Annotated in this window: 12 protein-coding genes; 6 read left to right on the top strand and 6 right to left on the bottom strand. The window is 62.6% G+C overall.

The genetic code is table 11. The annotated features are described in order from the left end of the window. Positions 1-22 precede the first annotated feature (22 nt). Positions 23-2170, top strand: coding sequence for an ATP-dependent DNA helicase RecG (gene recG, locus MSKU9_RS04380; protein ID WP_141260142.1), 2148 nt, complete (start codon positions 23-25; stop codon positions 2168-2170). On the opposite strand, the gene acuR is transcribed toward recG, so the two are convergent. Further along, a complete protein-coding gene (gene acuR, locus MSKU9_RS04375; RefSeq protein ID WP_227000791.1) occupies positions 2109-2834 on the bottom strand; it encodes an acrylate utilization transcriptional regulator AcuR in 726 nt (241 codons plus the stop codon). The two genes, recG and acuR, sit on opposite strands and share 62 nt — an antisense overlap. 376 nt (positions 2835-3210) lie before the next feature. Here acuR and MSKU9_RS18830 point away from each other — a divergent pair, with 376 nt between their 5' ends. Continuing rightward, entirely contained in the window at positions 3211-3891 is a 681-nt protein-coding gene (locus tag MSKU9_RS18830) for a cold-shock protein (protein WP_141260116.1), read from the top strand. 335 nt (positions 3892-4226) lie between these two features. Here the strand turns inward: MSKU9_RS18830 and smpB are convergent, their stop codons facing one another. The 4 genes from smpB to MSKU9_RS04350 all read right to left on the bottom strand — a co-directional run bounded on the left by smpB (position 4227) and on the right by MSKU9_RS04350 (position 7351). Next, the gene (gene smpB, locus MSKU9_RS04365) at positions 4227-4721 is read right to left on the bottom strand and encodes an SsrA-binding protein SmpB (protein WP_141260115.1); all 495 of its coding nucleotides are present in this window, start codon (positions 4719-4721) and stop codon (positions 4227-4229) included. A 3-nt stretch (positions 4722-4724) separates the two neighbouring features. Further along, positions 4725-5603, bottom strand: a complete 879-nt coding sequence (gene dapA / locus MSKU9_RS04360) for a 4-hydroxy-tetrahydrodipicolinate synthase (RefSeq protein WP_141260141.1) — start codon at positions 5601-5603, stop codon at positions 4725-4727. 153 nt (positions 5604-5756) lie between these two features. Then, complete coding sequence (locus tag MSKU9_RS04355) at positions 5757-6602, bottom strand: prephenate dehydratase (protein ID WP_141260114.1); 846 nt, start codon at positions 6600-6602, stop codon at positions 5757-5759. Continuing rightward, complete coding sequence (locus MSKU9_RS04350; protein ID WP_141260113.1) at positions 6599-7351, bottom strand: 3-deoxy-manno-octulosonate cytidylyltransferase; 753 nt, start codon at positions 7349-7351, stop codon at positions 6599-6601. The genes MSKU9_RS04355 and MSKU9_RS04350 overlap by 4 nt, the downstream gene beginning before the upstream one ends. Positions 7352-7489: 138 nt before the next feature. Between MSKU9_RS04350 and MSKU9_RS04345 the strand changes: the two genes are divergently transcribed. The 3 genes from MSKU9_RS04345 to serA all read left to right on the top strand — a co-directional run bounded on the left by MSKU9_RS04345 (position 7490) and on the right by serA (position 10165). Further along, positions 7490-7993, top strand: a complete 504-nt coding sequence (locus MSKU9_RS04345) for a c-type cytochrome (RefSeq protein WP_141260112.1) — start codon at positions 7490-7492, stop codon at positions 7991-7993. Continuing rightward, a complete protein-coding gene (locus tag MSKU9_RS04340; protein ID WP_141260111.1) occupies positions 7993-8808 on the top strand; it encodes an inositol monophosphatase family protein in 816 nt (271 codons plus the stop codon). The genes MSKU9_RS04345 and MSKU9_RS04340 overlap by 1 nt, the downstream gene beginning before the upstream one ends. 91 nt (positions 8809-8899) lie before the next feature. Continuing rightward, entirely contained in the window at positions 8900-10165 is a 1266-nt protein-coding gene (gene serA, locus MSKU9_RS04335) for a phosphoglycerate dehydrogenase (protein WP_141260110.1), read from the top strand. Positions 10166-10362: 197 nt separating this feature from the next. Here serA and MSKU9_RS04330 read toward each other — a convergent pair whose 3' ends face one another. Beyond that, positions 10363-10689, bottom strand: a complete 327-nt coding sequence (locus MSKU9_RS04330) for a superinfection immunity protein (RefSeq protein ID WP_141260109.1) — start codon at positions 10687-10689, stop codon at positions 10363-10365. A 149-nt stretch (positions 10690-10838) separates the two neighbouring features. Between MSKU9_RS04330 and MSKU9_RS04325 the strand changes: the two genes are divergently transcribed. Then, the gene (locus tag MSKU9_RS04325) at positions 10839-11345 is read left to right on the top strand and encodes a hypothetical protein (RefSeq protein ID WP_141260108.1); all 507 of its coding nucleotides are present in this window, start codon (positions 10839-10841) and stop codon (positions 11343-11345) included. Positions 11346-11498: the final 153 nt, after the last annotated feature.

Here is an 11498-nt window from a genome sequence, read left to right as displayed (position 1 = left end):
GACAAGCATGCCACCCCGCAGGATGAACCGCCGCGTGTCCGATACCGCCTCATCGCCCGTCAATTGCCTCCTTGCCCCGCTGCTTGCGGGGGTGGAGACCCTGCAGGGGGTAAAGCCTGCCACGGCGAAGCTGCTGACACGGGTAGCCGGTGGCGGGCGGGTGATCGACCTGCTGTTCCACCTGCCGGAATCGGTGGTGGACCGGCGGTACCGGCCCAATCTGCGCCAGGCTGAAATCGGGCGTGTATGCACCCTGCATGTCACGGTCATGCGCGTCGTGCCGCCCGCGCCCGGTGGCAGCCGGGGCAAGCGGCCATGGCGGGTTGTCGTGACCGACGGCACGGCGGATGCGGATCTGGTGTTCTTTTCTCCCCATCTGGTCCGCAGGCTGGAAGCGGGGCAGGACATATGCGTGTCGGGTACGCTGGAACGTTTTGGTGACCGGCTGAACATGACCCATCCCGATTACCTCGTGCCTGCGGCCCGCATGGCGGAAATTCCGCTGCTGGATCCGGTATGGCCGCTGACGGCGGGACTGTTCCCCAGTCAGGTGCGCGCCGCCATCCGTGCGGCGTTCGATGCTTTCCCCCCCCTGCCCGAATGGCAGGACGCCAGCGTGCTGAAACAGCGTAAGTGGCCGGGGTTCGAGGATGCGCTGCGCATGCTGCACCGTCCGTGTGACATGCCCGACCTGCTGGAAGGTGATGCGCTGGTGGCAGCGTCCGGGCGGGCCCGTGCGCGGCTGGCCTGCGATGATCTGCTGGCACAGCAGGTGTCCATGGCGCAGGCGCGCAGGCAGAACCGGTTGCGGCCGGGGCGTGCGGTTGTGGGGGATGGCAGCCTGCGCCGCATCGCCCTGTCGCGCTTTGGCCATGAACCCACCACGGCCCAGATCCGCACGCTGGCGGAAATCGACGCTGACCTTGCCGCCCCCCGCCAGATGACGCGTCTGCTGCAGGGAGATGTGGGCGCAGGCAAGACGCTGGTCGCCCTTCTGGCCATGCTGGCGGCGGTGGAAGCAGGCCATCAGGCGGCACTGATGGCGCCGACCGAGATCCTGGCCCGCCAGCACCTTGCCACCTTCCGTAAGCTGTCGCCCGTGCCGGTCGCGTTCCTTAGCGGCAGCGTGAAGGGCAAGGCCCGGCGCGAGGCACTGGCCATGATCGCCGATGGCACGGCACGGCTGGTGATTGGCACCCATGCCCTGTTTCAGGACAGCGTGGTGTTCCATGACCTTGCATTGGCGGTCATTGATGAACAGCACCGCTTTGGTGTGGAACAGCGCGCGATGCTGGGAGAAAAAGGCCCGCGTACGGACGTGCTGGTCATGACCGCCACCCCCATTCCGCGCAGCCTGCTGCTGACGCAGTGGGGGGACATGCTGGTCAGCCGGCTGGATGTGAAACCTGCGGGGCGCAAGCCGGTACGCACATCGCTGCATGCATTGTCGGCCATGGGGGAGCTGCTGGCGGGGATGGAGCGCGCGCTGGCGCGGGGGGCACGGATATTCTGGGTCTGCCCGCTGGTGAGTGAAAGCGAGACAAGCGACATTGCCGCAGCCGAGGCCCGCTACGCCGCCCTGTGCGCCCATTTTGGCGAAAGTGCCGTGGGGCTGGCGCATGGCCAGCAGGATATTGCGGTGCGTGAGCAGGCCATCGCCGATTTCGCAGCGGGAAAGACCCGTATCCTCGTCGCGACCACGGTGATCGAGGTGGGCGTGGACATACCCGACGCCACGGTCATGGTCATTGAACATGCCGAACGCTTCGGTCTGGCGCAGCTGCATCAGTTACGCGGGCGGGTGGGGCGTGGACGGGCGGAATCCTACTGCCTGCTGCTGCACGATACCGGGCTGGGCCAGACTGCGCGGCGCAGGCTTGCCCTGCTGCGTGAAACGGAGGACGGGTTCCTGATCGCCGATGAGGATTTCCGCCTGCGTGGCGGCGGTGACCTGACGGGGCGGCGCCAGTCCGGCCTGCCGGACCTGCGGCTGGCCAGCCCGCTGCATGTGGACATGCTGCTGCGGCTGGCGGCCCAGGACGCACGGCGCATAGTAGATACCCCGCTCGCTGATGCCCCTCCCGCGCTGCGTGCGCGGGTTCAGGCCATCACTTTGCTGCTTGAACTGTTTGCGCGGGCGCAGGCGGTACGGGCGATCCGTGCAGGTTAGCCATGGCGGGCGGCCTGATACCCAGTTCGACCGCCGCCTGTGCAAGGTAGAAGGTTGCATAAAGATCCAGCGGTTCGGGGTCATGTTCCATGCGTGCGCGCAGGACCGCCCCTTCCCATCCGATCCAGAAATAGCGTGACAGCCGTGTGCACAGCCGCCGCTGCGCCGCGGTCGGGTGGGGGCCGCATGCCGCCAGCAGGCAGTCGGTCACGCGGTGTTCCCACCCCTTGAGAATCGTCAGCAGCAATCCGCTGAACGAATCGGGCAGCGTATCGATTTCCTGGCCCAGGTTGCCGATCAGGCAGCCACGGCGAAAATCGTACTTCATCATGCCTGCCCGTGCGTCCTGCATGAAATTGAGCATGCGCTGTAGCGGCGGCGTTGCCTTGTCGGTCAGCCACAGGTCCAGCTTGGCATTGAAATAGCTGGCGTAGCTGTCGATCAGTACCTGCCCGAAATCTTCCTTGCTGCTGAAGCAGTAGTAGAATGATCCCTTTGAAATGCCGGTGGCGTTCAGCACGTCATCCACGCAGGTGGAGGAAAAACCCTTTTCTGTCAGTAGTCCAACACCAGCACGCACCAGCATGGCGCGTGTACCTTCGGGTGCACGGGCAATTTTTGGGGGCCGGCCGCGCCCTCGGCGTGGGGGAAGTGTATTGGGCATGGATCGTTTTCTTACCAGTCAGGGGGCGTATCAATTGGAACCTTGTCCATTGATAATGTGCGAATGCGAGTAGAAATCAAGCAATATTCCTGAATTTAATCTACACCTTTTTTGCAGCTTTTTGCGTCCCTGCCCCTCACAAACTGTTCACAGATGAAAATTCGTGTGGAAACCAAAGGCGGGAATATGCTTTGGTGTTGTTGATGCCGATGCGATTTATGCTAGGATCACCGTAGGACAGAGGATGTTTTCCTGCAGCCGCAGCCGCCCGAAACGACGGTCAACGACATACAGGCAGTCTCTATCCTGCAAACGTGCTTTCATTCGGTGATGTCCCCTTGGGGCAGCCACCACCTAGACCTCGGGATTACGACCGTTGAGAAGTAACAGGACCGACCGCAGCTCCCGCTCCCCGCGCCGCGGCGGGTTTGACGATGATTTCATGTCGTCGCCTTCATTTGGTGATCGCGGCGCCCCGCCGCCGCGCCGCTCCTTTGGTGGCGGAGGTGGTGGTCCCCAGATCGTCGCATCCGGCCCGGAAATCAGCGCCACTGTAAAGTGGTTCAACAGCGAAAAGGGCTTCGGCTTCGTCGAGCTGTCGGATGGTTCGGGTGACGTGTTCCTGCACGCCAATGCCCTGAACCCCACCGGCCACGCGACGGTCGCACCGGGCACCACGCTGGTGGTGCAGATCGGGCAGGGTCCCAAGGGGCGTCAGGTCGCAAGCGTCGTGTCCGTTGACGAGAGCACGGCCCAGCCCGAGCGCCCCCGTGCGGCTTTCGGCGCGGCACCCGGCGCACGTGGCGGTTTCTCCCGCTCCGGTCGTCCTGCCCCTGACCTGTCGCATGCGCAGGACATGCGCGGCACGGTCAAGTGGTACAACGCCACGAAGGGCTTTGGCTTCATCACGCCGGAAAACGGCGGCAAGGACATTTTCGTCCATGCTTCCGCGCTGGAACGCTCGGGCCTGTCCGGCCTGACGGAAGGCCAGACGGCGAACGTGCAGGTTGTCGAAGGCCAGAAAGGTCCCGAGGCAGCAGCACTGTCGGTGGACTGATCTCCCTGTCCCGCCCCGTCAGCATGGCGGGCGCGGGAATGGTGAACAGATAAAATGAAACAGGGCCGTCCCGGTTGGGGCGGCCCTGTTTCATATTGTGCTTCCTGCATCATGTATGCAGATCAGCCTGATGCTTGTGTGGCCTGTAAGGGCGCACCTTCAAAATAACTGTTTGATAGACAATTTCCGAGTGCCGCCTTTTTCAAAAAAGGCGGATTGCCCGAAGCTTTTTGGAAGCAGCTTCGCCAGAAACTTTCCTGAATTCATAAACTGTTTCATGGGCTGGCTTCTAAAGCAGCCTCTGAAAACATGCCTTGTCCTAATGGCGGGGCAGGTCAGTAATCGCCACCCTTGTTACGCATCAGGCGGGCTTTGTCGCGCTGCCAGTCGCGATCGGCTATGGCCTGTCGCTTGTCTGCTTTCTTGCGTCCCTCACCCACACCCAGCGTCAGCTTGGCAAGGCCGCGGCTGTTGAAGTGGATGTCTAGCGGCACAAGGGTCACGCCATCACGCGCGACTTCTCCCAGCAGCCTGTCCACCTGTTTCTTGTGCAGCAGCAGCTTACGCGGTGCGCGCGGCTCGAAACGTGACAGCACGCCGCCCTGATATTCGGGGATATAGCTGTTGATGAGCCATATCTCCCCATTGCGTTCACCGGCATAGGCTTCGTTTATGGTGGCGCGGCCCATCCGCAGGCTCTTGACCTCGGGGCCTTTCAGTACAAGACCCGCCTCTACCGTATCCACGATGGTGTAGTTGAAACGGCCCTTGCGGTTCTGGGCTGCGATCCCGGTCGAGATCATGCCGCTGCCCTTGCTCTTGGCTGCCATGGGTCAGTCCAGCAGTCCGACGGCGGACAGGGCGGCCTTGACTTTCTCCCGGCTGGCATCACTCAGCGGGGCCAGTGGCAGGCGGCAGGTTTCCCCCATCAGGCCCAGCACGCTTGCTGCAAACTTGACCGGCACGGGATTGCTTTCGCAAAACAGTGCGTCATGCAGTGGCAGCAGCCGGTCCTGCAGTTCCATAGCTTCCATCACATGACCGTCGTTCCAGTTCTGTTGCACCTGCGCGCACAGCGCGGGGGCGACATTGGCGGTCACACTGATGCAGCCGTCGCCACCGGCGGCCAGGAAGGATACGGCAGTGCCGTCCTCGCCCGAAATCTGGTTGAACGGCTTTTTCACCGCGCGGCGCACCAGCAGCGGGCGCAGCAGGTTGGCAGTGGAATCCTTCACCCCGATGATGTTGGGATGCTGCGCCAGCCGCGCCATGGTCTCGACCGAGATATCGATGACCGACCGGCCGGGAATGTTATACAGGATAAGCGGGATGCTGATCGCGTCTGCCACGGCCATGAAGTGGCGGTACACCCCTTCCTGTGTCGGCTTGTTATAGTACGGCGTCACTACCAGCACGCCCGACGCCCCAGCCTGCTGGGCCTGCTGTGCCATGGCCACGGCTTCCGCCGTGCTGTTGGACCCTGCACCTGCAATGACGGGCACGCGCCCCGCTACGGATTTTATGGTGAATTCCACCACCTTGGCATGTTCATCATGCGTCAGTGTCGGGCTTTCGCCCGTCGTGCCGACCGGCACCAGGGCGGACGCGCCCTGCTGGACCTGCCAGTCGATGAATCGGCCCATGGAGGGCAGATCCAGCGACCCGTCCTCGTTCATGGGGGTAATAAGGGCGGTAATGGAACCCTTGAACATGGTTGTTTCCACCTGGATCCTGTGTCGTGGCTGTGCATGCGCCGGTGGTTCCGGCACGTTGTTTCCTGTGGCCAGCCCCGGGGCGTGGGGCGGACAATACCGTTATATAGACAATGGCACGGGGGGCAAAACATGCCCGCCATGCCCGCCCCATCAGGGTTTTCGCCGGAAGGGCGACGCGGGATAGACGCCCAGGATCTCCTGCTGTTCCGAAAAGAACGAAAGTTCGTCCAGCGCGCGCGCCAGTGGCGGGGCGTCGGGGTGACCTTCCACGTCCATCAGGAACTGCGTGGCTGAAAACGACCCTTCCAGCATATAGCTTTCCAGCCGCGTCATGTTTACGCCCGCCGTGGCGAGACCACCCAGCGCCTTGTACAGCGCGCCGGGCTGGTTGTTGACGCGGAACAGCAGCGTGGTCATGAAATCCGGTCCGGGCGGCGGCAGGATCTGGGGCCTGCGTGACGCGATATAGAAGCGCGTGGTGTTGTGGGTGGCGTCTTCCACATTGCGGCGCAGGATCTCAAGCCCGTTGAGTTCGGCCGCAAGGGCGGAGGCCACGGCCACATCTTCCCTGCGTCCCCAGTCACGCACCATTTCGGCCGCTCCGGCGGTGTCGAATTCCACCACCGGATCCAGCCCCAGTTCGGTAATGATGCCGCGCACCTGCGCCATGGCGACGGGGTGGGTATGTACACGGCGGGCATCGGCCAGCGTGCTGCCGGGTATGCCCAGCAGGCAGTGTTCCACACGCTGGAAGTGTTCCCCCACAATGAACAGCCCCGCTTGTGGCAACAGCGCATGGATGTCGGGCACGCGGCCCGCCAGGCTGTTTTCACACGCCAGCATGGCCAGTTCGGCCTGACCGTCATGTACGGCGGCGATGGTCTGGGCGAATGTCTGGCATGGCAGCGTGGTCCAGCCGGGCTTCGCCTGTCGGCATGCAAGGTCCGAATATGCGCCGGGTCGGCCCTGAAAGGCGATGATGCGCTCCCCGTTCATGCTCCGGTCCCCGGTGCCGCGGCTTTCATTACCGTCCGCGCACGTTCAAGGTCGGCGGGCGTATCAACGCCAAAGGGTGCGGTGGCGATCCGCGCGCACCCCATGGTCATGCCGGCTTCCAGCGCGCGGAGCTGCTCAAGCTTCTCACGTTTTTCCAGCCCGCTTTCGGGCAGGCAGACAAAACGGGCCAGCGCCGTGCGGCGATAGGCGTAAATGCCGATATGGTGCCACAGCGGCCCCTCCCCCCACGGTATGGGCAGGCGGGAGAAATACAGCGCGCGCGCCACCTGCGCATCCTGCCCGAAGGCACAGGCGACCTTGACCACGGATTGCGCCGCGGCTTCCGCCTGATCGTGCACGGGGGCGACAAGGGTTGCGATGTCAGTGGCCGCATCGGCCAGCGGGCGCAGCACGTCACGCAGGTTTTCGGGATCAACGCCAGGCAGGTCGCCCTGCAGGTTGATGACGGTATCATGCAGCCCCTGGGGGTCCAGTTGCTGCAGGGCCTGCCATATGCGGTCGGACCCGGATGGAAGCGCGGGATCGGTCAGGACCGCCGTGCCGCCCGCGCGTTCCACCACATCGGCAATTTCATGCTCCGCCGTGGCGACGGCCACGGGGCCGACACCTGCGGCACGCGCGCGGTCCAGCACATGGACGATCATGGGACGACCGGCAATGTCGGCAAGCGGTTTGCCCGGCAGCCGGGTCGAGGCCATCCGGGCCGGAATCAGGACAATGGGATTCATGGGATCTGGGTCTGGGCCATCCGTAATCTGTCGCGGCGGCGGGGGCCGTCCGCTGCCGTGCATGCTTCACACAGGGCGCGCGGCAGTCTAGGTAAGGAGCGGTTTTCATGCAACCGTATGGGAAGGACGCCCGATTTCATGGACAGTGTACGCCTTAACCAGATCGGGGCCGCCTGCCTCTGTGCCGCACTTGCTGTCGGGGCCAGCTGGGGTGTCGCCCGCACCGCCGTGCCTGAACAGGCCCCGGCAAAGCCCGGCGTGGCCATTCCCCACCCGGTGGCCCCCGCGGGTGCATCCATTGATGATCTGGTGGCAAAGGCCAGCGTGGAAAAGGGCCATGCCATAGCCGACCGGCAGTGCGCGATGTGCCACAGCATGGCGCCGCAGGGACCTGCCATTATCGGGCCGGGCCTGTTTGGCGTGGCTGGCACGCATGTGGGTGACATTCCGGGTTACGAATTCTCGGACGCGCTGAAGGCGCACAAGGACGAGACGTGGACCAACACTACCCTGTCCGCATGGCTGAAATCTCCCGCGGAATACGCATCGGGCACCAAGATGTCGTTTCCGGGTATCGCATCTGAAACCGAGCGCGCGGACGTGATCGCCTACCTCAACTCCCTCAAGCCGGAGACACCCTGATGACCACCCTGCCCGCCGGGTTCCCGCGCGATAAGGTGCTGGAGGCGGCACAGGCCGCAGCCGACGTGGCGCGCAGCGTGGTGCTGCCTTTCTTCCGCCGGGGCGTGCTTGCGGATGACAAGAATGACGCCAGCCCCGTCACCATAGCCGACCGTACGGCCGAACGCGCGATTCGGGCCGTGCTGTCCGAACGCCTGCCCGGTTTTGGCGTGATGGGAGAGGAATTCGGGCTGGAAGGGGCGGACAGCCCGTATCGCTGGGTCATCGACCCGGTGGATGGCACGCGCGCCTTCCTGACCGGACGGCCGACCTTTGGCACGCTGATTGCCCTGCTGCACGACAATGTCCCGGTTCTGGGCATAATCGACCAGCCCGTGACGGGAGAGCGGTGGATCGGCCTGCGTGGCGAGGCCACGCGGTATGTCTCCACCCTGCCCGGCACGCCGGCTACACGGGCCTGCGCTGATGTGGGGCGGGCGGAACTGTCGTGTACTGCGCCCGAAATCCTTGATGCCCCCCACCGGCCCGGTTTTGACGCGCTGGCTACTGCGGCCAAGCGCACAAGCTGGGGTGGGGACTGTTACGCCTATGGCCTGCTGGCGCTGGGGCAGATCGACATTATTGCCGAATGTACCATGAAGATATGGGACTGGGCCGCCCTTGTGCCAGTGGTGGAAGGGGCCGGCGGGCGCATGACCGACTGGGCGGGGCAGCCGTTGCGCGCCGATGGGGACGGCACGGTCCTGGCGGTGGGGGATGGCAGCCTGCTGTCCCATGTGACGCGGCTGCTGTCGCCTTCCATTGCCATAAAGTAACGGCGCCAAATCATCTTTCCCCCTAGCGGGGGCACGGTCAATCGGATAGGGACGGACCCATCTTGACCGTACAGAAGCGGGAGCACGCGACATGACCAGCCAATCCAACGGACATCTTTCCCTTCCCAAGGACAAGATCCGTATCCTCCTTCTTGAAGGCATTCATGACAGTGCCGTAAAGCTGCTGAAGGACAACGGATACGAAAACGTAACCCGCCTGAAAACGGCGCTGGAGGGGGAGGCCCTGCAGAAGGCACTGGAAGGCGTGCATATCGTTGGCATTCGTTCGCGCACGCAGCTGACGCGCGAAGTGATCGAGAAGGCAGATCGTCTGATCGCCATCGGCTGCTTCTGTATCGGCACCAACCAGGTGGACCTGAGTGCCGCGCGTGAAGGCGGTATCCCGGTCTTTAACGCACCATATAGCAACACGCGTTCCGTCGCAGAGCTGGTCATGGGTGAGATCGTGATGCTGATGCGCCGCATTTTTCCTAAGTCGGAGGAATGTAATGCCGGTATCTGGAAGAAATCCGCCACCAACAGCTGGGAAGTGCGCGGCAAGACGCTGGGTATCGTTGGGTATGGCTCCATCGGGTCGCAGCTGTCCGTCCTGGCGGAAGCCTTCGGCATGCGCGTGTTCTATTACGACGTGATCGACAAGCTGGTGCACGGCAACGCAACGCCGGTCGATACGCTGGAAAACCTGCTGGCGCAGAGCGACGTGGTCAGCCTGCACGTGCCCCAGACCCCGGAAACGGCGGGCATGATTGGCGAAGCCCAGATCCGTGCAATGAAGAAGGGTTCGTTCCTGATCAACAACGCCCGTGGCAACGTGGTGGACCTTGATGCGCTGGCCGCAGCCCTGAAGGACGGTCACCTGCTGGGTGCTGCGATTGACGTGTTCCCCAAGGAGCCGAAGGCGGCTGGCGAGGAATTCCAGACCCCGCTGCGCGGTCTGGACAATGTGATCCTGACGCCGCATATCGGCGGATCCACGGCGGAAGCGCAGGAGCGCATCGGCGTGGAAGTGGCGCGCAAGCTGGTGGAATACTCAGATGTCGGCTCCACCCTGGGGGCTGTCAACTTCCCCACCGTGCAACTGCCGGAAAACCCGCATGGCACGCGCTTCATGCATGTGCACCGCAACGTGCCGGGCATCATGCTACAGATCAACGAGATATTTTCTTCCGAATCCTGCAACGTCACCGCGCAGTACCTGCAGACGGCGGGTGAACTGGGTTACGTCGTGGTGGAAGCGGATACCGGCCGCGATGTGGAAAAAGACAACCGCATCCTTGACCGCCTTCGTGCGCTCAAGGGAACCCTGCGCGCGCGCCTGCTGTACAAGCAGCAGTAATGCGCACGGCCTGATTTTATATACGGAACGGGGGCATGCCGATTGGGCGTGCCCCTTTTTTATGTCTGGCTGTCCGGGCTTTTACTGAGCGAGCATTGGGAAAGCCTGTCTTTGAGGCATTCTGCAAATTGAAAAGACGTTTTTGGTGAAGCCTTTTTCAAAAAAGGCGGTGCCCAAAACCTTTTTATTTTTAAGTGTCAGGGCACGTTCAGGAAGGTTGCCGGTTCGCTACGGCGCAGCCGGGCATGGCGTTGGGTGTCCGTTTCCATCACGCAGGCCATGAGCAGCGCGATCACCCAGCCCACCCCGGTCATGCCGGTGGCACAGTTAACCACGGCCACCACCGCCGCGTTATGGACCTTGCGCCGACAGGCGATAAAGGTCGGTAGCAGGAACACCACCATGCCGGAAGCCGCCCCCAGTACAACGGCAAGGAGGACAGCCGAGCCGATTTCCAGCCCGGTCCCCTGAATGGATTGCCAGCCACGGTAGATCTCATAAGTGGAGGGGACATGGATATTCATCGCGCTTCATGCTAATCCTGAATGCAGGCGTGCCGCCATACCATATCGCGCGCCGGGCATTGGCAGCAGCATGAACGTGTCGGCCCGTATCCAACTTGTCAGGGTTTTTTTACAGTGCGCAGTCATGTGTGCCCCAAGGGGGACAACCTGTGATCTGGGGTGATTTCCAGGCGGTGATCCAGCTTTCAGCGGGGCTCAATGTCGCCATCCTCAGCTTTGTCGATATCAGCCTGCCCGCCATCAAGGAACGCAGGCGCGTCTTTGCCAAGGCCCGGCAGGAACTGGAACTGCACCGCAGTGGCACTGACCACCAGCACCCTGATGACGCGGAGGACTATGCCGCCGCAGTGCAGGAAATGGACCGCAAACTGTTCCTGTTATGGCAGGAATCCTCCACCTTCATTCGTGAAGAGGAATCCCTTATCCGTTCCACCGGCGTGCTGGGGGTATTCGGCGCAGTGCTCAGCCTCGGGCTGCTGTGGTACTCGGCCGAACATTATGGCGGGATCATATCGCTGATGGGACGGGTGCTGATCATCCTGTCTTTCTGTTCGCTGCTGGGGGCGTTTCTCATCAACTTCATGACCGCGTCTCAGGCAGGCGTATTTACCAAGAAGTGTAATTCCATCCGTGATGAAATGCACAAGCGGCTGTAGCGGTGGAATCCTGTAAATCATAAAGAAGTTTTTGATGAAGCTTTTTCAAAGAGCTTCAGGAAACGCTGTCTTTTTGGGGGCTGTTGGGAATTGAGTTTTCTAAAGGGCCATGATGTGTTTCAAAGACCATATGGATCGCTTCATACTGACGGA

The organism is Komagataeibacter diospyri, assembly GCF_006538165.1.
GTDB lineage: Bacteria > Pseudomonadota > Alphaproteobacteria > Acetobacterales > Acetobacteraceae > Komagataeibacter > Komagataeibacter diospyri.
This window is presented reverse-complemented; position numbering and strand designations above follow the sequence as displayed.